The organism is Maribacter sp. R77961, assembly GCF_044594925.1.
Lineage (GTDB): Bacteria > Bacteroidota > Bacteroidia > Flavobacteriales > Flavobacteriaceae > Maribacter.
The window spans coordinates 1,269,975-1,291,411 of sequence record NZ_CP138991.1 but is presented as its reverse complement, the minus strand read 5'-3'; the positions used below and the strand labels follow the sequence as shown (position 1 = coordinate 1,291,411).

Annotated in this window: 21 protein-coding genes and 1 tRNA gene; 5 read left to right on the top strand and 17 right to left on the bottom strand. The window is 36.6% G+C overall.

Annotated features, from left to right (window positions below):
- Positions 1 to 18: 18 nt before the first annotated feature.
- The 4 genes from SJY09_RS05690 to SJY09_RS05675 all read right to left on the bottom strand — a co-directional run bounded on the left by SJY09_RS05690 (position 19) and on the right by SJY09_RS05675 (position 6,863).
- The gene (locus SJY09_RS05690; protein ID WP_396637995.1) at positions 19 to 2,868 is read right to left on the bottom strand and encodes a metalloprotease; all 2,850 of its coding nucleotides are present in this window, start codon (positions 2,866 to 2,868) and stop codon (positions 19 to 21) included.
- Between the two features lie 8 nt (positions 2,869 to 2,876).
- Entirely contained in the window at positions 2,877 to 3,563 is a 687-nt protein-coding gene (locus tag SJY09_RS05685) for a TIGR00730 family Rossman fold protein (protein ID WP_396637994.1), read from the bottom strand.
- A gap of 45 nt (positions 3,564 to 3,608) precedes the next feature.
- Positions 3,609 to 6,443: an excinuclease ABC subunit UvrA gene (uvrA, locus tag SJY09_RS05680; RefSeq protein ID WP_396638599.1), complete on the bottom strand. Its 2,835-nt coding sequence runs from the start codon at positions 6,441 to 6,443 to the stop codon at positions 3,609 to 3,611.
- A 346-nt stretch (positions 6,444 to 6,789) separates the two neighbouring features.
- A tRNA-Met gene (locus SJY09_RS05675) sits at positions 6,790 to 6,863 on the bottom strand.
- Between the two features lie 193 nt (positions 6,864 to 7,056).
- On the opposite strand from SJY09_RS05675, the gene SJY09_RS05670 reads away from it, so the two are divergent.
- Together SJY09_RS05670 and SJY09_RS05665 are read left to right on the top strand one after the other, a co-directional pair.
- Positions 7,057 to 7,440 (top strand): START-like domain-containing protein, encoded by a 384-nt coding sequence (locus SJY09_RS05670; RefSeq protein WP_396637993.1) that lies wholly within the window; start codon positions 7,057 to 7,059, stop codon positions 7,438 to 7,440.
- 52 nt (positions 7,441 to 7,492) lie between these two features.
- The gene (locus SJY09_RS05665; protein WP_396637992.1) at positions 7,493 to 8,338 is read left to right on the top strand and encodes an aminotransferase class IV; all 846 of its coding nucleotides are present in this window, start codon (positions 7,493 to 7,495) and stop codon (positions 8,336 to 8,338) included.
- A 1-nt stretch (position 8,339) separates the two neighbouring features.
- On the opposite strand, the gene SJY09_RS05660 is transcribed toward SJY09_RS05665, so the two are convergent.
- The 5 genes from SJY09_RS05660 to SJY09_RS05640 all read right to left on the bottom strand — a co-directional run bounded on the left by SJY09_RS05660 (position 8,340) and on the right by SJY09_RS05640 (position 12,931).
- Positions 8,340 to 8,900, bottom strand: a complete 561-nt coding sequence (locus tag SJY09_RS05660; RefSeq protein ID WP_396637991.1) for a YqgE/AlgH family protein — start codon at positions 8,898 to 8,900, stop codon at positions 8,340 to 8,342.
- A gap of 112 nt (positions 8,901 to 9,012) precedes the next feature.
- The gene (locus SJY09_RS05655) at positions 9,013 to 9,285 is read right to left on the bottom strand and encodes an HU family DNA-binding protein (protein ID WP_099574663.1); all 273 of its coding nucleotides are present in this window, start codon (positions 9,283 to 9,285) and stop codon (positions 9,013 to 9,015) included.
- A gap of 177 nt (positions 9,286 to 9,462) precedes the next feature.
- Positions 9,463 to 10,410, bottom strand: a complete 948-nt coding sequence (gene fmt, locus SJY09_RS05650; protein WP_396637990.1) for a methionyl-tRNA formyltransferase — start codon at positions 10,408 to 10,410, stop codon at positions 9,463 to 9,465.
- A gap of 64 nt (positions 10,411 to 10,474) precedes the next feature.
- Entirely contained in the window at positions 10,475 to 12,367 is a 1,893-nt protein-coding gene (locus tag SJY09_RS05645; RefSeq protein ID WP_396637989.1) for an ATP-dependent DNA helicase RecQ, read from the bottom strand.
- Between the two features lie 3 nt (positions 12,368 to 12,370).
- Positions 12,371 to 12,931: an AAA family ATPase gene (locus SJY09_RS05640; RefSeq protein ID WP_396637988.1), complete on the bottom strand. Its 561-nt coding sequence runs from the start codon at positions 12,929 to 12,931 to the stop codon at positions 12,371 to 12,373.
- 90 nt (positions 12,932 to 13,021) lie between these two features.
- Between SJY09_RS05640 and SJY09_RS05635 the strand changes: the two genes are divergently transcribed.
- The 3 genes from SJY09_RS05635 (at position 13,022) to murA (ending at position 15,371) form a co-directional block, all read left to right on the top strand.
- Positions 13,022 to 13,309 carry a DUF493 family protein gene (locus tag SJY09_RS05635; RefSeq protein WP_396637987.1) on the top strand — a complete coding sequence of 96 codons (288 nt, stop codon included), beginning with the start codon at positions 13,022 to 13,024 and terminating at the stop codon, positions 13,307 to 13,309.
- 84 nt (positions 13,310 to 13,393) lie between these two features.
- Positions 13,394 to 14,047 (top strand): DUF4290 domain-containing protein, encoded by a 654-nt coding sequence (locus SJY09_RS05630; RefSeq protein WP_396637986.1) that lies wholly within the window; start codon positions 13,394 to 13,396, stop codon positions 14,045 to 14,047.
- 16 nt (positions 14,048 to 14,063) lie between these two features.
- Entirely contained in the window at positions 14,064 to 15,371 is a 1,308-nt protein-coding gene (gene murA / locus SJY09_RS05625; RefSeq protein WP_396637985.1) for a UDP-N-acetylglucosamine 1-carboxyvinyltransferase, read from the top strand.
- Here the strand turns inward: murA and SJY09_RS05620 are convergent.
- From SJY09_RS05620 to SJY09_RS05585, 8 genes are all read right to left on the bottom strand, one after another.
- On the bottom strand, positions 15,368 to 15,784 hold the full coding sequence (locus SJY09_RS05620; RefSeq protein ID WP_396637984.1) for a hypothetical protein: 417 nt from the start codon (positions 15,782 to 15,784) through the stop codon (positions 15,368 to 15,370). The genes murA and SJY09_RS05620 overlap by 4 nt on opposite strands.
- Positions 15,785 to 15,789: 5 nt before the next feature.
- Positions 15,790 to 16,173 (bottom strand): MauE/DoxX family redox-associated membrane protein, encoded by a 384-nt coding sequence (locus SJY09_RS05615; protein ID WP_396637983.1) that lies wholly within the window; start codon positions 16,171 to 16,173, stop codon positions 15,790 to 15,792.
- Positions 16,158 to 16,541 (bottom strand): alkyl hydroperoxide reductase, encoded by a 384-nt coding sequence (locus SJY09_RS05610; protein WP_396637982.1) that lies wholly within the window; start codon positions 16,539 to 16,541, stop codon positions 16,158 to 16,160. The genes SJY09_RS05615 and SJY09_RS05610 overlap by 16 nt, the downstream gene beginning before the upstream one ends.
- On the bottom strand, positions 16,541 to 17,539 hold the full coding sequence (locus SJY09_RS05605; RefSeq protein ID WP_396637981.1) for a pirin family protein: 999 nt from the start codon (positions 17,537 to 17,539) through the stop codon (positions 16,541 to 16,543). Before SJY09_RS05605 ends, SJY09_RS05610 begins: the two co-directional genes overlap by 1 nt.
- A 63-nt stretch (positions 17,540 to 17,602) precedes the next feature.
- Positions 17,603 to 18,046 carry a VOC family protein gene (locus tag SJY09_RS05600; protein ID WP_396637980.1) on the bottom strand — a complete coding sequence of 148 codons (444 nt, stop codon included), beginning with the start codon at positions 18,044 to 18,046 and terminating at the stop codon, positions 17,603 to 17,605.
- Positions 18,047 to 18,082: 36 nt separating this feature from the next.
- On the bottom strand, positions 18,083 to 18,250 hold the full coding sequence (locus SJY09_RS05595) for a Lacal_2735 family protein (protein WP_396637979.1): 168 nt from the start codon (positions 18,248 to 18,250) through the stop codon (positions 18,083 to 18,085).
- A gap of 21 nt (positions 18,251 to 18,271) precedes the next feature.
- Positions 18,272 to 19,699 carry an amidohydrolase gene (locus SJY09_RS05590; RefSeq protein ID WP_396637978.1) on the bottom strand — a complete coding sequence of 476 codons (1,428 nt, stop codon included), beginning with the start codon at positions 19,697 to 19,699 and terminating at the stop codon, positions 18,272 to 18,274.
- 89 nt (positions 19,700 to 19,788) lie between these two features.
- Entirely contained in the window at positions 19,789 to 21,255 is a 1,467-nt protein-coding gene (locus tag SJY09_RS05585; RefSeq protein ID WP_396637977.1) for a deoxyribodipyrimidine photo-lyase/cryptochrome family protein, read from the bottom strand.
- Positions 21,256 to 21,437 lie beyond the last annotated feature (182 nt).

Below are 21,437 nucleotides of genomic sequence, written 5' to 3'. Positions count from 1 at the left end.
ATTTTAAGAATTACATAATTAGAACCATTGCCTAGTGAATAGGCCTGTGATTGTTTTTATATCTACGGTAACGATAAAACGAATTCTTTCTCCGTAATCTGGCTGCGCAATTTCCCAACCGTTATTGGAATGAAGCGGTAGGTACAATTCAAAATAATCGGTAACTAAATTTAGTCGGACACCAGAGTCATAAACGAATTTCCCAGGAACCCCTTTATTTTTCACAAAACCGGCATCGCCATAAAGTTCTATCCAACGCCAAATATTAAAACTCGCATTCGTCGTTGCGATCCAATCGTTAGAAAAACGAAAGCGTTCGTCTAAAAATGATTTAAAACCACCTTCCGCAATAATTATCTGTTGACTGTAAATCCCTGAGTCTTCTGATCTACCTAAGTATCCGTAGTCAAAAAGATAATCTGTAGGTCTGTCCAATGCAAAGCTAAAGAAATCTGAACCTGTTCTATTACTTAAGAACTTACCGGCAAAAAAACGGAGGTTTAATTGTCTATTGTTTTCGAATAATTTTCGGTATTCGTACTCAAATGATAGTTTGCTAAAGTTGTTCGCTAATTGAAAATCTACAAACCATGATTTATAATCCAATATATCATTATCCCTGTTGATGTATCGCGCATTAAATACCCGATAATCCGGATTCTCAGGGTCAAAAGAATCGTTCTGTAGACCTTCCGCAAAATCTCTAAAAATATTAATATACCTAAAGGAAAGGAACTCTCTTTTATTAGATATCAAGTCCGAAGGCCTAAAGCCAAGGCTAAATGAAGGCGTAAAGGAAATAACCCTTGAGTTAACATTAAAGTGAGAAGTAGAACCGTTTAAACTATAATTTGCTACATAAAGTCCACTCTTACTTAAGTACTTACGATAACTAAATCTACCATAACCAACAAAAGCTTTTTCTCGAAAGGAATACGAAGGTGCAAAATCGTATACAAAAGGACGCTCTAATAGCGTTTTGTTGTATAGTCTTAGACCAGGTGCCCAACCGTCATAAATATTAAAATTAACGACGGGAACATAAAATACCTGATTGTAATACGGGTTTTCGGAATCTTTGAAAAAAGTAAAATGTAACTTTTTATTACTTGATAAAAAACCTCCTAGCGATTTCCAGTTATCCCTTTGATTAAATTCTGGTATTTTTTGATCATAATTCAATACCAGTTTATCTTCTCCATTATTAGCTACTTGAAACGTTTTTGAATCTGATATATCCTTAAACCAATATTTGGAAATGACCGAATCTTTCTTTAAACCGAACATAGAAATCGGAACATTGGTACCTTCTTTATTTTTAATGGTTATACTAAGCGAGTCCTCAGATTTTCGGACTTTCCTTATCTTAAAATCAATTTTATGGTCCGTAGAAACATAATCTTTAAAAAACCAATTGATATCTTTATTCGTAGACCTTTTTAGAATGGATTCAAAATCTAAAACCTTGACCTTATTAAGCTGATAATATTTAAAAAAGGTCTTGATACTTTCATCTACTTTTTCTTTTCCAATATAATCAGCTAAATAGGCCAGACCCAAACCAGCCTTATATTTATTTGCGATTTTTTGATTGAATTTTATAAGGGAGTCATTAGAAGTACTTAAGGCCTGATCTAAATTTTTTCTAGCGGTAAGATTGTAAAGAAAGGAATATTGGTCATTAAACTCCATTTTCGCCAAATTAAAGCTTCTTACACCCCAAATACGCGCTAGTTTTCCTAACATCTTTTGATCTGGATAATACTTCTCAACAAAAGCTATCATTAAATAGTTGGCAATAGCACTATTTAACCATTGTTCCTTTCTAGGATTCAGGAACATGGTTTCCTTAAGAATACTGTTTAAAGCGGTCTTAAGAAATATCATTTCAAATTGAAATTGTTCTTCATAAGGCCTTATGAAAGAAGGAAGTTGATTTAATCCGTAGAGCGGGTCTTTATCATAGTCAATATCACTTACGAGTAATTTTTTATGTGGATAATCGCCTAAATTATCATAAATGAAATCTGCTACTTTAGTTATGGATATACCTTGTCCTATTGGACTGTACTTAGGAGCTGATATATCTGTAACTACCGTAAAATGCGGTGTTACATGAGTGGTATAATTTTTATTTGGCTGCAATAGTATTTCCGCACTTCTTTGTGCATCCGCACTTAGTTGAACGTGTTGTCCGCCAGGAAATTTGCTTATTGCGCTCTTATTGAGATTACTTACTAAATGTAAACTGTCCGGGTAGGTAAAATCTATCGTTGTTCTGGTAATGTTCGTATAGAGGTCCTCTAAATTTTTATTTGAGTATAAACGCCACTTTCCATCATAGACCGCAGGTGTTAAGTACCAATCCTTTAAGTAGTACTCTCCTTTGTTGTCATACCCGTAAGGTGTGTATTTATTTGGAGGTAGTTTTACACTGTAAGTAAGATATACTTTGGTCGATTCTTTGGGTAATAGTGGTTTGTTGAGTATTACCTTTAAAATATCCAGCTCGTTTGTTCGCTCCCATTTAAGGCCCACATATTCACTGTCTACTGCGCTGATAATTGTAGTGTAACCTCTTTCGCTCTTCTTTGCTAGGTGAAGACTTCTTTTGAACTCTTGTGCAAAACGTTTTGCCAGTCCCGTGTTTTTGTCAGAATAGGCATGTGCCCAATCATTGAAATATAGGATTCCCAACGAAAAGTTAGAGTCGTTGTAATAAACGAACTCTTGCTTAATATCTAACTCTTTAGTGTACTCGTTGAGCTTTACTGTAAGCTTAGTCTCATATTGTGATAATACCGTTGCGCTCCATATAAGAAAAAGGCAAGTTAGTAATGAACGAATATGTAGTGGGAATCTTTTCAATCTGAATTTTAAAAATTAGGACTAAGTGTATGACCTTTGTAGAAAGCATCGATTATTTCTACAACTTCATCTTCTGTATCCACTATTTTAATAAGGTTCAGATCCTCCGGACTAATATTTCCTGCTTTTAGCATGGTCCCTTTTATCCAATCCATAAGTCCTGTCCAAAAATCGCTTCCAACCAATATGATCGGAAATTTTCCAATTTTATGGGTTTGAATTAAAGTAATTGCTTCAAAAAGTTCGTCTAAAGTTCCAAAGCCTCCTGGCATCACTACAAAGCCTTGCGAATATTTAACAAACATTACCTTTCTAACAAAGAAGTAATCAAAATCAAGACTTTTATCGGAATCTATATAGGGGTTGTCATGCTGCTCAAAAGGGAGGTCAATATTAAGTCCTACAGAAGTTCCTCCCGCTAGGTTTGCTCCACGATTACCAGCTTCCATAATCCCTGGGCCACCGCCAGTAATGACGCCATAACCCGCCTCGGCGATTTTTTTGGATACATTTACGGCAAGTTTGTAGTAAGGGTCATCCTCTTTTGTCCTTGCAGAGCCAAAAACAGATACGCAGGGCCCTATTTTACTCATTTTCTCGAAACCGTTCACAAACTCTCCCATTATCTTGAATATGGCCCAAGAGTCATTGGTTTTAATTTCGTTCCATCCCTTATGATGTTTTTCTGCTCTCATAAATGTTTCGTTTATATTTTATTCCGCAATAGTAGCGTTACTATTTTATAGCTTTAATTCTTTACGCAAAAACTCTGCCGTATAACTTTTTTTATCCTTACAAATTTTTTCAGGTGTGCCAGAAGCTACCAATTGACCTCCAGAGCGACCTCCTTCATAACCGATGTCAATTACATGATCTACCATTTTAATCACATCCAAGTTATGTTCTATGACCAAAACGGTATTTCCTTTGTCCGCTAATTTGTTCAAAACTTCCATTAGAACCCGAATATCTTCAAAATGAAGTCCTGTTGTAGGCTCGTCCAAGATATAAAATGTGTTTCCAGTATCTCTCTTGGATAGCTCTGTCGCTAGTTTTATTCGTTGAGCTTCACCACCCGAAAGCGTTGTGCTTTGTTGTCCTAAAGAGATATATCCCAAACCAACATCCTGTATTGTTTTTAACTTACGATGTATTTTAGGTATAAGTTCAAAAAAAGATACTGCATCGTTTATAGTCATTTCTAAAACATCCGAGATGGACTTGCCCTTGTATCGTATTTCCAATGTTTCTCTATTGAACCTTTTCCCATTACAAGTTTCACATTCTACATAAACATCTGGTAGAAAGTTCATCTCTATGACTCTAAGTCCGCCGCCTTGACAAGTTTCACAACGCCCGCCCTTGACATTAAAACTAAAACGCCCTGGTTTGTAACCTCTTATGGCTGCCTCGGGCGTTTTTGTGAACAAGGCCCTAATTTCGCTGAACACTCCCGTATAGGTAGCCGGATTGGAACGTGGAGTCCTGCCAATAGGCGATTGGTTAATATCTATGACTTTATCTACATGCTCCAGTCCGGTAATTTTTTTATAGGGCATTGGTTTTTTAACGCCATTAAAATAATGGGCGTTCATAATAGGGTATAGCGTTTCGTTGATCAAGGTAGATTTTCCACTTCCGGATACACCCGTAACCCCAATCATTTTTCCTAAGGGAAATTCAACTTTAATATTTTTTAAATTATTTCCTGTGCAGCCAGATAAAACGATTTTCTTTCCGTTACCTTTTCTTCTGGTCTTGGGTACGGCTATTTCTTTAACTCCAGTAATGTAATCTGCAGTTAGCGTATTGTATTTTTTTAAATCTGCCGGTTTTCCTTCGGAAATAATCTCACCACCGTGCTTTCCCGCTTTAGGCCCTATGTCTATTACATGGTCCGCACGCTCTATCATATCTCTATCGTGTTCTACAACAATAACAGAGTTCCCTATGTCCCTTAGGGATTCCAAAGACTTTATCAATCGGTTATTGTCTCTTTGGTGTAGGCCAATACTCGGTTCGTCTAAGATATATAGTACGCCAACAAGCTGTGAGCCTATTTGTGTAGCTAATCGAATTCGCTGTGCTTCACCACCAGATAAGGATTTTGAGCTTCTGTTCAAGGATAGATAGTCCAAACCAACATCTAATAAAAATCGAATTCTAGTGCGTATTTCTTTTATGATTTCCTCAGCAATTTTTAGCTGGTTTCCTTTTAATTTGGACTCTAATTTCTCAAAAAAAGAAGCAAGTTCCGCAATGTCAAGATTTGCTAACTGGGCAATATTCTTGTCGTTAATTTTAAAATAAAGCGATTCCTTTCGAAGCCTACTTCCTTCGCAGGTGGGGCAGCTAATCTTGTCCATATATTCCTTAGCCCATCTTTTGATGGAAGTAGACTCTGCGTTATCAAATTGACTTTTTATGAAATTGGAAATACCTTCATAATCAATTTTATACATCCGCTTAACGCCCAAAGATTTGGAATTTACTTCAAAACTCTCCTGTCCGCCATTTAATAGAATGGCAATGGCCTCCTGTGGAATTTTCTGAATGGGGTCGGTTAAAGCGAACTCATAACGTTGTGCTATGGTTTCAATTTGTTTAAATGCCCATGACTTTTTGTATTCGCCCAATGGAGCAATTCCCCCACTTTTAATTGATAATTTTTTATTCGGGAAAATTTTTAACTCGTTTACCTCATATACATGGCCCAGCCCGCTGCAATGTTGGCACATTCCTTTGGGAGAATTAAACGAAAAAGTATTCGGTTCCGGAGTAGGATAGGAGATGCCGGTTGACGGACACATAAGGTCCCTGCTAAAATAGCGGGGAACTTCTGTTCTCTCCTCTAAGACCATTAATACGTTATCTCCGCTGTACATGGCGGTATTTATGGTTTCCGCTAAACGTTTGTGTAAATCGTCATTTTCAACAATTTTGAGTCTGTCTATTACGATTTCTATGTCGTGGGTCTTGTAGCGATCTACCTTCATACCCTTTACAATATCCTTTATCTCTCCATCTACCCTAACTTTTACAAAACCTTGTTTCCCAATTTGCTCAAAAAGTTCTCGATAATGTCCTTTTCTAGATTTGATAATGGGAGCCAGTACATTTATTTTTTTATCACGATAAGAGGAAATAATGAGTTTTTTTATTTGCTCATCACTGTAGCTTACCATTTTCTCTCCCGTATTGTAACTATGCGCATCTCCTGCTCTTGCAAAAAGTAATCGAAGAAAATCATAAACCTCCGTAATTGTACCTACGGTTGACCTTGGTGATTTTGATGTTGTTTTCTGTTCAATGGCTATTACTGGAGAAAGTCCATCTATCTTATCAACGTCAGGACGTTCAAGTCCGCCTAAAAATTGTCTTGCATAGGCAGAAAATGTTTCTATGTACCTTCTTTGCCCCTCTGCATAAATCGTATCAAAAGCTAAAGAAGATTTTCCACTACCTGAAAGTCCTGTAATAACTACAAGTTTCTCTCTGGGAATGGTAACATCTATATTCTTTAGATTATGAACTCTAGCGCCCTTAACCTCAATATTTTCTTCGTAATTAATCATCTCTTCAAAGCAAAGTTGCAAAAGTACAATATTGAGTGTTAAATAGGAACTTAAGCCTATTCGCATTTTGTGTACTGATACTCTTATTTTAACTTGTTTTGAATTAATAGATAGTGCTATGGGATTTAGCATTGGTTAGCGTATTCATTAATGAGAACATGGGTACATTAACACGGGTGATGACTTCTAGGGATAGTGGAAATATAGAAATCGGTTTTTATCAACATATTGACGTTAAAGCTATTTATGCTGATTTTTATCAAGGACTAGCTAAATTTTCGAAGAGAAAATAAATAAAAATAAAAGACCCCAAGAGCAATATCTTGGGGTCTTAACTATCATCTTGTAGCGAGAGAGGGACTTGAACCCTCGGCCTCCGGGTTATGAATCCGACGCTCTAACCAGCTGAGCTACCTCGCCATATTTTGATTGTTTTTAAACCATTCAGAACGTCAGCATTTTTTTCCGATGATGCTCTGACTAGATTTTAAAACGGCTGCAAATATAAAGTTAAATTTCCTGTTCTTCAACAATAGCTACTTAAAAATAATAAGCATCTTTTGTTTTTTTATCATTTAGAAATATATATATTGGGCACTATAAAGATGTTGGAATGAATGATAAAATAAAATTTGAGATAGAATACGTTATACAGTCCTCTCCACAACTGTTATATCAATATTTGGCTACACCATCAGGACTTTCGGAGTGGTTTGCCGATAACGTAAATTCAAGAGGAGAGAAATTTATATTTATATGGGACGGGGCAGAGGAAGAAGCAAAACTGTTAAAGAAAAAGACAGATGAGTTTGTACGTTTTTCTTGGGACGAAAATGATGACGATTCCTATTTTGAAATGAAAATAATAGTAGATGAAATAACAAAGGACGTTTCCCTTTTTATAACCGACTTTGCTGAAGAAGATGAGCTAGAAGAATCTAAAATGTTATGGGGAAATCAAATTTCTGACTTAAAACAAGTCTTAGGTTCAAAATAGATTTAGCGCAATTACAGTATCTTTGAGCCTTAATTTATTTAAGGCTTTTTTAATGGTGAATTTTAATGGTTCTTTGGTAGCGAAGGACAGCAATTATCTTAATCATGACAACAGAGGATTACGATATGGAGATTCTTTGTTTGAATCTATTCGGGTTGTTAATAATCATATATATTTTCTGGAAGAGCATTATTTGAGGTTAATGGCCTCTATGCGTATTTTACGCATGGAAATACCCATGAATTTCACCATGGAATTTTTAGAATCTGAAATCTTAAAAACTGTAGTTGCCAATCCTTCTGGTGCTGCGCAAAGGGTACGTTTAACCGTTTTTAGAAAAGACGGTGGACTTTACTTGCCCCTTACCAATGAAATTTCCTATTTCATAGAGACAAAAGAACTAACGGACGTTTTCTACACCATTAGTAATCGTTTGTATGAGGTTGAACTTTTTAAGGATTTTTTTGTGAATAAGGATATGTTATCCAATCTAAAGACAAATAACAAAGCTCTAAACGTTGTAGGCAGTGTTTTTGCTAAAGAAAATGGCTATGATAATTGCCTTCTATTGAATAATCAGAAACAGGTAGTTGAAGCATTGAATGGAAACCTTTTCTTGGTATCTGGGGCAAAGATCAAAACCCCACCATTACAAGATGGTTGCTTGGATGGTGTATTAAGAAAAAAACTTATTGGCATACTTGGGAAATTGGACAAGTTTCAAATAGTGGAAGAGAGTATTTCCCCTTTTGAACTTCAAAAAGCGGACGAGCTATTTATAACCAATAGTATAAAGGGGATAATTCCGATTACGAAATACAGAAAAAAGGCCTATAGCACTAAAACTAGTACTGAGTTAATTGGGAAACTAAATGCTGCGGTACGTTTACAAGTATAACTTAATTCAAACTTGGGTTTTCAGGAGCATTGGACCAAATGACATAGTCTCCGCCAAGTTCGATCATTTTTTCTTTCCAAAAAGCATCGGAAGATTTTTTTATGATTTGACTTTCGTGTTCATTTTTAACAACAATCCAAGATTTTGATGATAGTTCTTCATCCAATTGCAAGGAAGACCACCCAGAATATCCTAGAAAGAAACGAATATCATCCTCGGAGATTACCTTTTCATTGATGAGTGCAACAGTCTTTTCAAAATCACCACCCCAATAGATACCATCAGATATCTCAACGCTATTATCAATAAGGTGGGGTACCTTGTGTATAAAATAGAGGTTGTCCTGTTCTACGGGGCCGCCATTATAGACCTGAAACGGAATTAGTATTTCTGTTACCAAGTCGCTTATCTGATACTCTAGCGGCTTGTTTAAGATAAATCCTACTGATCCCTCTTCGTTGTGTTCCGCCAAAAGAACAACTGACCTATTGAAAGAAACGTCTCCTGTCAATGAGGGTTCAGCAATTAAAAGTTTTCCTTTTTTGGGTTTTAAATAAACCATTTTATCCTTGTCGCTTTATCTAAAATAAGATAATTCCCATAAAATCAAAAATACGGCATAAAAAAAAGCGCTTAAAATAAGCGCTTTTAATTAAATAAGATATACTTATAGACTAGTTTACAGCATTACCTAAATCAGCACCTGCTTTAAACTTAACAACATTTTTAGCTGCAATTTGGATAGTTTTACCTGTAGATGGGTTTCTACCTTCTCTTGCATTTCTTCTAGATACGGACCAAGATCCGAAACCTACTAAAGAAACTCTGTTTCCTTTTTTCAAAGAACCTTCAACATTTCCTAAGAAAGACTCTAATGACTTTTTAGCCGCCGCTTTTGTGATGCCAGCGTCTGCTGCCATTGCATCGATCAATTCTGTTTTGTTCATAATGTGATTAAATTAATTGTTGTTAAAAATAATTTTAAACCTTAGACAAATTTATATGGATTTACGACGAACACAAGTAAAACACAGGGAAATCCCCTGTTTTGTTGATAACTCAGGCTGTTTGTTGATAAAGTAGGGCGTTTTTTACGTTTCTCGCAGCCCAATAAACACGGGGCTTTAGGCAAAATATGCATTTTGGGTAATTTCTAGTCCATTGAGAACATCTCGTACCGCCATTCTTTTTTTACCTTGTAACTGTATTTCTAAGAGATTTAAATAACCATTACTTAGTGCCACCTTCATTTCTTTTTTAGTACAAAGTATCGTTCCCGGTTTTAAATCATGTTTCTCTATTTGTATTTTGGTCTTAAATATTTTAGTCAATAGTTTTTCATCCTTATTATGTAATGTTGACCAAGCGGCCGGGTACGGACTAAGACCTCTGATGAAATCATACACTTCTTTCAGAGGGCTATCCCAATCTATCTTACAGGTATCCTTATTAAGTTTGTGCGCTAGTTTCAAGTCTTCCGTATCTTCTTGCAGCGTTGTTTCAAAATTACCTTCTTTTATACGTTTCACAGTTTTTAGTACTAACGCTCCTCCTAAATCCATAAGTCTATCATGTAAATTTTCCGCATTATCATTTTCATATATAGGTGCTTCTTCTTGTAATATAATAGCCCCTGTATCTATTTTCTCATCAATGAAAAACGTTGTTACCCCGGTTTTGGTCTCCCCATTCATAATAGCCCAATTAATAGGTGCCGCCCCTCTGTATTGAGGTAAAAGAGAGGCATGTAAATTAAAGGTTCCGTATGTTGGCATTGCCCACACTTTCTTTGGTAGCATTCTAAACGCTACTACAATTTGTAGGTTTGCTTTTAAATTTTCCAATGTTTTAAGGAATTCCTCGCTTTTTAGATTAGTTGGTTGCAGAATGGTCAGTTCTTTTTCAGAAGCGTATTTTTTTAGAGCGGACTCCTTTAACTTTCTTCCTCTTCCTGCTGGGCGATCGGGCGCAGTCAGGACACCAACTATATTATAGTGTTGCTTCACTAGGGCATCAAGTACGCCAACTGCAAATTCTGGCGTTCCCATAAATACTATTCTTAATTCTTTCATTTCTAATTTTTAGTGTCAGAGTATTACATGTCGAATGTAACATTACTGTTTATACTAGGATTGCCTAAACCGTATATTGATTTTTTGAGTTCAGTTTGATTTTTCCATTTTCAAGTAAACCCTGTAATGCTAATAAGATAATATTAGGCTCTATATTTAATATCTTTTGTAGTGTCCGAGATGAAGAAGGGTTTGATTTTAATAGTGTCAGAATGTCTTTTTGAACATGCTTTGATAATTCTTCTGTATTCTCTTTGCTTATGCAAACATCGCATATTCCACATGGTTTCGTTGCTTTTTCTCCAAAATACTGTAAGAGCTGTTTGCTCCTGCAGTGCCTATGGTTAGCTATGTAAGCCAGCATTTGGTTGACATGATAAGTTTTGAGGTTATTTTGCTCCTTTAAATGCGAAGCGAATTTGTTTATCGTCAAATCATCTTCTCGTGGTACTAAAAAAGAAATTTCGAGATCGCTATGTTTGCCTTTATAGATGATGAGTCCGTCTTGTGAAAGTTTCTCCAGAACGCCTGTTACTTTTTTTTCGCTGAGTTTTAGTTTTTTTGATAACAGTGCGGTATTTATCTTTATTTCATGTTCAAAAATGCCTCCGTAGGTCCTTAAAACGGTTCGAATGATTTCTGAAATGGACGTATTATTTTTTAAATAGTCGAAGAGCGTTTCCTTATCTGTTATAAATTGAACAGTAGACTTTCTTGAGAAAGCAGTTATCAGAGAGATGACCGAGTTTCTGTCAAGAATGTTAAGTGCATTATAAGTGAGTAAAGTATTTAGTTTATAAGTAGCACAGAAATCGTTAAAATTAAGCTGATACTTTTCAGTGTTAAACTCTCCGTAAGCAATTTGAAAGTAATTGTTAAGCTTGTTATATACGAGTTTAACTAATGCTTTATCCGGAAGCGTGCTTAAAAACTGATTCTTTACCTGTTCTTTGTCATTATCGTTAGTTATTAAAATTGCATTCGCCTTATTTCCGTCTCTACCTGCTCTACCAGCTTCCTGAAAATAATTTTCTATACAATCCGGTATCTGATAATGTAGGACCAAAGACACATCTGGTTTGTCTATACCCATGCCAAAAGCATTAGTGGCCACCATAATTTTAACCTTATTTTGAAGCCATTTTTCCAGTTTTTCTTTTTTCTCTTTTTGAGGGACTCCTCCATGATAAAACGTTGCTGAAATTTTATTTTCTAAAAGATGTTTGGATAGTTCTTCTGCCAGTCTTCTGGTCCTAACATAGACTATTCCGCTACTATTGATCGCTGAGCAGTACTGTCTTAACCTGTATTTTTTATCCTGTTCTAAAACTACCCTGAATGCAATATTCTTTCTTAAAAAGGAATCTTTTTGTATCAATGGGGAGCTTAACTCCAGTTTTTCGATAATATCTTTAGCTACTCTAGATGTTGCGGTCGCTGTAAGTGCCATTATAGGAATATTGGGCTGCAGGGCTCTTAACGTGTTACAGATTAGGTAGGCAGGTCTAAAGTCATGCCCCCATTGAGATATACAATGAGCCTCGTCTATGACGAGAAGGTTAACGTTCATTTGCGCAATACGTTGTTGCACAAGTTCTTGAGATAAACGTTCTGGTGACAGGTAAAGGAACTTATAGTTACCATATATACAGTTGTCCAATAAGTTTCCTATTTCTTCCTGGCGTAACCCCCCGGTTAAGCCAATGGCTTTAATTCCTAGTTTTTTGAGTCCTTCTACCTGATTTTGGATAAGTGCAATTAGTGGGGAAATAACAATGCAGATTCCTTTCTTCATCATTGCCGGAACTTGAAAACAAATAGACTTTCCGCCACCGGTAGGCAGTAACCCAAGAACATCATTACCATCTAAAGCGGCCTGAATAAGTATTTTCTGGGAACCTCTGAACTGTGTAAAACCCCAGTGTTGTTCTAGAACGTCTTCCGGGCTTTTGTTCATTATCTATTTTTGGATTTTATTGAGGATAAACTGCATCCTATCTTCTACGCTTGCAAAGGGAACTTCAATAACTTTATAGCCCAAAGAAGTATAAGTATTCATAAGATGATGATGTATTTCAGTCGCTTGGCCGTAACTCTCTAAGCGCTCATTGTCTTGTACATAAATATCCTTCCAAGGCGGCAAGATAAAAGCTTGGTCGTATTTGTGCTGCTCACAAGTTTTGCGAAAATTGTCTTCATAAGACTGCTCAAAATAGTCCATATATGCTATCACATCTGGCATTCCTCTATCATAAAAAGTAATCTCGTTATCTAATTCACTAGCTTTTTTAAACTGTTCACGGCGCCCGTCAAGAAGCTTAATATTAAACGATTTGGAATCATCTACAAAAGCTATTGGATTAGTTCCTTTTGTCTCTAAGTCCCATTCCTTCTTAGCTTCAAGCGTCATACTACGTATAATCTCATGAAAACAATAATGCCCAGATTCTTCAAGGGCTTTGATGATTACCGTTTTTCCAGTGCCAGGACCTCCGGTTATTACTATTCTTTTACGCTCCAAATGCTTAGATTATAATTACAAAAGTAGACAAACGATATAGCATTTAAAAACTAATACATTCCGCTTATCTTTGCAGTTAAAATTGATATAATGGCCGATAAGAATTCAGAGGAGTTTTACACACGTTTAAAAGAACAATTGTTAGACAGTAGTTCGTGGCCCTCTAATTATCTCTATAAGTTTATTGTGCTTTCAGATGAAGAAAAAATTAAACAAATACATCGTATTTTTGATAACACTGGAGCAGTAATCGAATCAAAAAAATCTAAAAAGGGTAAATATACAAGCGTATCTATCACTGTAAATCTAGAAAACCCAGATCAAGTAATTCAAAAATATAAAGAAGTAGGAGCCATAGAGGGCGTAATCTCCTTGTAAAATAGTATTTAACTTATAATTTTCTTATTTTGCAGGCGTTATAAGAATACTTCTTCAAACAATTTTAAAGTAAAACTTCCCAATTTGGATTTAGTAGAAAACCTAGAATATAATACAGAGCGTCCACATTTAATCATACCTGAATATGGGCGTCATTTTCAAAAGATGGTAGATTATGCCGTCTCTATAGAAGACCCGGCAGAAAGAAATAAGATTGCCAACTCCATTATAAGTGTAATGGGGAATTTACAGCCTCATTTACGTGATGTTCCGGATTTTCAGCATAAGTTATGGGATCAGTTGTTCATCATGTCCGATTTTAAGTTGGATGTAGAGTCTCCTTTCCCGATAACTTCAAAGGAAATATTACAAAAACGACCCGAACCCTTAGAGTATCCACAAAATTTTCCAAAATATCGTTTTTACGGGAACAATATTAAAAGAATGATTGACGTTGCCGTGAGTTGGGAAAAAGGTGATAAGCGTTCAGGATTGGAGTATACGATTGCCAATCACATGAAAAAATGTTACCTGAATTGGAACAAAGATGTGGTAGATGATTCAACTATATTCAAACATCTTTTTGAGTTGAGCGATGGACAAATTGATTTGGCTGCCGATGGCGAAAGTCTAACCGATAGTGGACAGTTCTTAAAGAACAGAGTGGCCAAGAATCCAAGGTCTAGCTCCAATAAGAAAAATCAAAGAAATAATAATCGCGGTAAAAAACGCTACTAAATCTCTTCTAACATAGATGGGAACATTCAGAATAGAAGGTGGTCACCAACTTTCAGGTGAAATAACACCTCAAGGTGCCAAAAATGAAGCTTTACAAATTCTTTGTGCCGTACTTCTAACTCCAGAAAAGGTATACATACATAACATCCCTGATATTGTAGATGTTAACAAACTCATTGCTCTTTTAGAGGACTTGGGTGTTAAGATTCAAAAAAAAGGGAAGGGTTCCTATACCTTTAAGGCGGACGATATAAATTTAGATTACTTACAATCTGATCAGTTTAAAAAAGACGGCAGAGGACTAAGAGGTTCTATAATGTTGGTAGGACCTTTATTGGCAAGATTTGGTAAAGGGTATATCCCAAAACCAGGCGGAGACAAAATAGGTAGGCGTAGGCTAGATACGCACTTTGAAGGTTTTATCAAATTAGGTGCTAAATTCAGGTACAACCGTGAAGAATATTTTTATGGTGTAGAAGCTAAAAAGCTAAAAGGTACTTATATGCTTTTAGATGAAGCCTCCGTAACCGGAACTGCAAATATTGTTATGGCCGCTGTTTTGGCAGAAGGTCAGACCACTATTTACAATGCAGCCTGTGAACCATATTTGCAACAGCTCTGTAAGATGTTGAACCGTATGGGAGCAAAAATCTCTGGTGTTGGTTCAAACCTTTTAGTAATAGACGGGGTAAAGGAATTAGGTGGTACGGAGCACACCATGCTTCCGGATATGATTGAAATTGGAAGTTGGATAGGCCTTGCCGCAATGACAAAAAGTGAGCTTACCATCAAAAACGTAAGTTGGGACGATTTAGGACAGATACCTACTGTTTTTAGAAAACTTGGTATTCAACTGGAACGAAAAGGCGATGATATCTACATACCTCAACATAAAGACGGATATGAAATTCAAAACTATATAGACGGTTCTATCCTAACTATTGCTGATGCGCCTTGGCCAGGATTAACACCAGATTTATTGAGTATTATCCTTGTGATGTCTACACAGGCAAGGGGTGAAGTAGTTATTCATCAAAAAATGTTCGAAAGCCGATTGTTCTTTGTAGATAAACTTTTGGATATGGGTGCTAAAATTATTCTTTGCGACCCGCATAGGGCTGCTGTTATGGGGCACGATTTTAAATCTAGTCTAAAGGCTACAACGATGACCTCTCCAGATATTAGAGCAGGTGTATCGCTTTTAATTGCTGCACTGTCTGCAAAAGGAACTTCTACAATTCATAACATAGAACAGATAGATCGCGGTTATGAAAATATAGACGAACGTTTGCGTGCTATTGGAGCCAAGATTACACGTATTTAACTGCCAAGCATATTCCATAGCGATACTAAAAATAAAACTGTCCACAAAACAGTTCTTATCCAATTGCCTTGTATCAGTTTTTTTACAGAATCCTGTACGTTATAATCTTTAGCAATATTGTTGTGAAGTGGTACAAATTTAGTGAAGGTAGCTATCCATACTAAAACAACCAGAACGGCGCTCAAATAAGTATAGAATTCCTGACTTCTGTAAAGTTGATATGCTATTGCGAATAATTGTGTAAACATTAATGGTATTACTATGGCAGACAATCTTTTGGCATACACCCTATGCCAAGGAAGTAAGTTCTTAGTGGTGTAACGGGCAAAGCTTGGATAAATGATTAATTGTACCATCCAAATGAGTACAACCAATCCAAAATCACTAAGTATTCTTATAAGTTGAAGTATCATAAAATTTAGTTTTTAGCTACGCGATAGGCCCAGTAAACCAGTAAAGGGTGAATAACAATTAACCTACTCCAAGATAACCAGTTGGGAACACAGAGACTATCTGGCACACAGGAACCAATTTGAATGAAAAAAACGTGTGAGGGTATAAGTAATATTAAAAGCAATATGATGCCATAACCACCAACTTTTCTATATTTTGGAATTAACACGAAAATACCTAATACTATTTCTAGTATGCCTACTACATAGTTAATTGCCACTGGCAGTGGCAAATAATCGGGAATAAGCCCTAAATAAAAATTTGGGTTAATAAAGTGATAGCTTCCTGCAAAAATGAAAAAAGCTCCTAAAATTGTTACAAAGGTTTTTTTGATTAGGTTAACTTCCATTTATAGTCGTAATGAACCTTTTTTAAGATAAGAAAAAACGGAATCCACCAAATGAAATCATTGGTTATTAAGGTATATATAAACTCAAACGGGACAAGGTCTTGCTGATAATTAAATAAAAAACCTAAGGGACCAAAGATTTTACCAAGAAACCCTACGGCTACTATAGGCCAATGACGCATGGGGTCATAAGAAGCCCACCAGTATCCTAAACCATAAACACCTATAACCATTCCCATTCCTTGCCAAACCATAGGATGATTTAATGGTTCCATACCTACAATTTCAAAAAAGTGATTGGGAAATAATACTACCCAAGCACCCCAAAGCAGGTTGTAAATTGCTGCTAATTTTAGTGTTGTTTTCACTATTTTTCAATTAGTTTACCATCCGGGTATTTTGCAAACCTGCCTTTATCTGCATCGTGCACATTGTCCGGGTACTGCCAAGGCCAACCACCAAATTGGGTGAGTTGGTATTCTTGCATTGCATGCTGTATCTCGTCATCAGAATTCATTACAAATGGCCCGTACTTAGCAACTGGTTCGGCTATGGGTTTACCTTGCAAAAGTAGGAGGGAAGCCTCTTTTTTGAGCGCGGTGATTTCAACATCTTGTAGGGCATTCAATTGAATGCCATGGTTAGGGGCTATTTCTTGGCCATCAATTGTAATGGTATCTCCTTCATAAAAATATAAGGTACGACTAAGTTTTTGAGAGGCTTTTGGTAGTGCAAAACGCTTCCCGGCATCAATTTGAATATTCCAAATGGCCACTTCATTGGCATTTACAGCGGCCCAAGAGTCAGGAGCGGGTTCTGGAGCTTTTGTCTTGGAATAATCCCCAGCAATGACTTTAATTAAAGCCGAATCCGTTTTTATGACCGGAATATCCTCATGCCACAACATTTTAAAATGTGGGGGCACAAATTTATTAGCCTTAGGCAAATTGAGCCATATTTGAAATAATTCTAGCGTATTTTCTTTTTCAGTATTCAGTAGTGGAAACATCTCGGAGTGCTGTACTCCGCTTCCGGCAGTCATCCATTGCACATCACCTTGGCCAAATCTTCCAGCCGCACCTAATGAATCAGAATGGTCACAAAAACCTTTATTGACAATGGTAATAGTCTCGAAACCTCGATGCGGATGCGCTGGGAAGCCTGGGATACTTTCTCCATGGTACATGCGCCAGCCATCTTTCAAAGTAAAATCATTACCTAAATTCCGACCATCTAATGAGGCGTCTGGTCCCATTTCCCCATTACCTTTGGGATAGCGATCCAAATGATATACACAGAACAGGAAAGGGTCTTGCGTTTGCCAAGGAAAGCCTAGCTGAAAAATTTGTTGAATAGGATTACTCATATTTTAAGTTCAAAATCGGTTTCAAATAATTAAGTAGGCACCAAATTAGTTACGTTAGCTGTTTTAATGCTGCGCAGTATTGATTTCTATCCAATAATCATCTGGATCCTGTATGTAAATCTGTTTGACACCATCTGTTCTTAGGGTTATTGCGCTTTCTTTCCCTGGCCAATCCCAAAATTTGATATTATTCTTTTTAAGGTTAGCTATAACACCATCTAAATCTTGCGTTGCCAAACATAAATGCATGGATTTGTTTTTTTCAAAAGGTGTAAATTCCTTTTGGATAAGGTGTATTTGTGAATTTCCATTTATTATGAACCATCGAAACCCAGGTTTTTTATCTGGATGCGGCGTTTCCACAAGGTTTAGAATAGTACCATAAAAATCTGCGCTCTTGTCTACATCATCTACAACTATCGCAAAATGGTCTATTTTAAAGTCAAAGGACTGCGCTGAAATAGTGCAACTAATGATTAATGCAATAAGAATACTTATTTTTTTCATATGGTACAGGACTTAGTGTATAAAGGAATAACTTATTTACTTTTCTAAAGCTTCTATTTCTTTTTGAACCTTATCTGCCTCGGCATATTTACCATCACTAGCGGAGCGGTTACTCTTAGAAAGGTCAAAGGCTTCCTTCATTAGTTGTTTGTATTTTTCTTCTAATTTTTCTTTTTCTGATTTCTTTTTAAATAATCCGAACATAGCAATCTTTTTTAATATTAATTAATTACCATTGATTGGTGCAGGACCATCAATCATTGGCTCGTAAACTTCATTTCCTTTTCTTGTCTTAAACTCTTCTTTTACTTTGGTTACCATTTTTGGATTTTCGAACAAATCTAACATCGTCATCCCCATAGCTTTAGAAGCATATACCATTCCTTTGTGTCCTATAGACATTCCTCCACAGGCAACTACCGCCCAAGAGTGCCAAGGCGTGTCTTTTGGAGCAACGGTTACGCCTAAGTTAATGTTGGGAACATTCCAACTAACATCACCAACATCTGTAGAACCGCCACCGGGCGTTTCCTCGGTTTCTTTTAACGGATAAATATTACTATCCATACCCACTTCTGGTTTTCCTGTAGCTTTTTGTATGGCCTTGCCAAATGCAGTTTCTTCTTCGGTATATGTAATTGGTCCAAGCAATTCTAGGTTGGCTTGCATTATTTCTCCTCCGGACCGGTTTACCAAGGTTTCATAGATACCAGAAACCAAAGATATTTTGTAATCTACGTCCGCCATTATAGCTGCCCCTTCTGCCATTGCTTTAACGCGTTCGTAGGTGGGTAGCATTATCTTTCGTTTTGGGTCACGTACGCGAACCCATAGCTTGGCATAATCAGGAACTACATTTACTACCTGACCACCATCTTGTATGTGATAGTGTATTCTAGAACTGGGTAGTATATGTTCTCTGTAATAATTGATTCCTGTTGTATAAAGTTCTAAGGCATCGGAAGCACTTTTTCCGTTCCAAGGGTCTGCGGAGGCATGTGCTGTTTGCCCGTAGAATTCTACGATAAAATCAATTAAGGATAAACCACTCTGTACATCAGCTTCAATACCTGATGATGGGTGCCAGCTAACGTTCACGTCTACATCGTCCCAAAGTCCTGCTTTTACCATCCAAACTTTGGCAAAGTATTTTTCTTCGGCCGGAGTTCCTAAAAACTTTACAGTACCCTTTATTTTACCTGCATCCATCAACTCCTTTATAGCAATAGCGGCCCCCAAACTTGAAGTGCCGAACATATTATGCCCGCAACCATGCCCTGCTGCTCCCTCTTTGTAAGGTTCTTTTACAGGAGTTGTTTTTTGTGAAATACCCGGAAGGGCATCAAATTCTCCTAGAATACTAATAACTGGCTTTCCTGAGCCATAAGTAGCCGTAAATGCGGTTGGGATATCTGCAACTCCGCGAGTGACTTTAAGTCCGTTTTTTTCGGCATAATCTGCTAAGATTTTAGAAGAGCCAGTTTCATTAAAAGCCGTCTCCGCTAAAGCCCAAATAGAATCGCTTATTTTAATAAGTTCGTTCTTGTGGTTTTCTACCGAAGCTATAATGGCTTTTTTGTTTTTAGATAATTTTTGTCCTGATACAAGAAAACAGGACAGTATTACAAAAGTGGTTAAAATCGTATTTTTCATTATTAAAGGGTTCTTTTGGTTATTATCATTTCTAGTGAATCTAAAGATAATCAAAGTAGTTTAAAATATCGTCTGTATTATAGGTAGGATCAATCCCAAACAGGTCTTCCTGGAAGCGTATGCTTTTTTACGATTCTTTTACTTTCTAATTGGGTCTTTTTGTTCTTTTTGAAAGCATACAAAGCGTCTCCGGCAAATTTTCGCATCGTTTTTAAACATACTATGGGTTCTGGATAGTCTTTACCGATAACAAAGTCTAAAAAGCCTTGTTCCATTGGTGGAATTTTCCATGGTTCATGAATATATTGGGAGGGTAGTTCCTTTAGTTCTAGCACCCATTTTTTAATGAAAACACCGTCTGGGTCATGTTCTTTACTATTTTTTATAGGGTTGTATATTCTAATGGTATTAACACCTGTTTCACCAGATTGCATATTCAATTGCGGAAAATGTATTCCTGGCTCAAAATCTAGAAAATGCTGGGCCAAATGTTCCGTGCAATCTTGCCAAGGTTGCCAAAGGAGATGCGTAAAGAAAGAAGCTAGCATGGCACGTAGCCTAAAATTCACAAAACCAGTTTCCATTAAACAGCGCATGGCAGCATCGATTAATGGCACACCAGTCTTTCCATCGCGCCATGCTTGCTGTAAATCTGGTTTTATTTCTTTTTCTAATTGATGATATCCCTTATTTAAACTTCTAAACTCCATAGCTCCTTCCATTTCAAACTTTTGAACGAAGTGTGCTTGCCATCGCATGCGCGATAGAAAAGAACTTAGATTGCGCTTGTGCTCAGCACTCTTTTTATGCCCCGCCGCGTATTGGCAGACCTGTCGTGTAGATAAATTACCCCATGCCAGATAAGGAGATAATCGGCTACTGTGAAGTCTTGAAGTAGCGGGTTTTGAATAATTACTATTATATCCTTTTATACGTTCGTTTAAAAAAGAGTCGAGATATTTCACTGCATATCGTGTGCCTCCTTTCTGAATTTTTGGGTTGCTCGTGGTTTTTAAAGAAACTGGGGTGAAGAATTTTTCCATCAAAGAATCTATAGCAGTGGTAGTATAAAACCTGCCTCTTTCCATTTTCGGCTTCCAGATATCCGCATTAATGAAGGAAACCCAATCTTCTTTCCACTGTTTTCTATCTCGTCTTCCTCTAAAAATACCATTTTGAGTACTTTCATCCCATTGAATTCCATACCGATTACACCATTTAGATACCGCAATATCTCGGTCATAGGTAATGCGCATGCCGGTTTCTTGGTGCGAAAATATATGCGTTATTTTCTGTTGTTGGTGTAAGGTTTTAAAGATGTTAATAATGGACTTATTTGTTACCAAAACCTTGGTATTATAAAAACTTAGTTGCCGTTGTAGGTCCGATAAACTTTCCTTGATAAAATTGATATGTTTATTGCTGTAATGCGTATCTGTTGTCCATAAGGGTTCAAAACTAAACACAAATAGTATAGGAAACCCTGTTCTAATGGCCTTTACGAGCGGTTCATGGTCTAAAAGTCTTAAGTCCCTTTTGAACCAAACAACTACCATAATAGTTCAGTTTTTACAAAATCGATAGAAAGTAAATAGCGATTCATTCTTGGCACAATATTGTCGTATAAATATACGACGTTAGGTCATGGAAAAGAAGTTCGTTTAAAGGTCTTTTTTCTTTATCTGAATAGTTATATCATCAAAACATCAATCATTTTAGGCAACGCTAATTAGTCTCT

Bases quoted from the DNA above. Each gene is read 5' to 3' on its own strand.
- SJY09_RS05685 (WP_396637994.1), bottom strand. From the start codon at position 3,563: ATGAGAGCAGAAAAACATCATAAGGGATGGAACGAAATTAAAACCAAT.
- uvrA (WP_396638599.1), bottom strand. From the start codon at position 6,443: ATGATTAATTACGAAGAAAATATTGAGGTTAAGGGCGCTAGAGTTCAT.
- SJY09_RS05670 (WP_396637993.1), top strand. From the start codon at position 7,057: ATGAATGATAAAATAAAATTTGAGATAGAATACGTTATACAGTCCTCT.
- SJY09_RS05665 (WP_396637992.1), top strand. From the start codon at position 7,493: ATGGTGAATTTTAATGGTTCTTTGGTAGCGAAGGACAGCAATTATCTT.
- SJY09_RS05660 (WP_396637991.1), bottom strand. From the start codon at position 8,900: ATGGTTTATTTAAAACCCAAAAAAGGAAAACTTTTAATTGCTGAACCC.
- SJY09_RS05655 (WP_099574663.1), bottom strand. From the start codon at position 9,285: ATGAACAAAACAGAATTGATCGATGCAATGGCAGCAGACGCTGGCATC.
- fmt (WP_396637990.1), bottom strand. From the start codon at position 10,410: ATGAAAGAATTAAGAATAGTATTTATGGGAACGCCAGAATTTGCAGTT.
- SJY09_RS05645 (WP_396637989.1), bottom strand. From the start codon at position 12,367: ATGAACAAAAGCCCGGAAGACGTTCTAGAACAACACTGGGGTTTTACA.
- SJY09_RS05635 (WP_396637987.1), top strand. From the start codon at position 13,022: ATGGCCGATAAGAATTCAGAGGAGTTTTACACACGTTTAAAAGAACAA.
- murA (WP_396637985.1), top strand. From the start codon at position 14,064: ATGGGAACATTCAGAATAGAAGGTGGTCACCAACTTTCAGGTGAAATA.
- SJY09_RS05620 (WP_396637984.1), bottom strand. From the start codon at position 15,784: ATGATACTTCAACTTATAAGAATACTTAGTGATTTTGGATTGGTTGTA.
- SJY09_RS05615 (WP_396637983.1), bottom strand. From the start codon at position 16,173: ATGGAAGTTAACCTAATCAAAAAAACCTTTGTAACAATTTTAGGAGCT.
- SJY09_RS05605 (WP_396637981.1), bottom strand. From the start codon at position 17,539: ATGAGTAATCCTATTCAACAAATTTTTCAGCTAGGCTTTCCTTGGCAA.
- SJY09_RS05600 (WP_396637980.1), bottom strand. From the start codon at position 18,046: ATGAAAAAAATAAGTATTCTTATTGCATTAATCATTAGTTGCACTATT.
- SJY09_RS05595 (WP_396637979.1), bottom strand. From the start codon at position 18,250: ATGTTCGGATTATTTAAAAAGAAATCAGAAAAAGAAAAATTAGAAGAA.
- SJY09_RS05590 (WP_396637978.1), bottom strand. From the start codon at position 19,699: ATGAAAAATACGATTTTAACCACTTTTGTAATACTGTCCTGTTTTCTT.
- SJY09_RS05585 (WP_396637977.1), bottom strand. From the start codon at position 21,255: ATGGTAGTTGTTTGGTTCAAAAGGGACTTAAGACTTTTAGACCATGAA.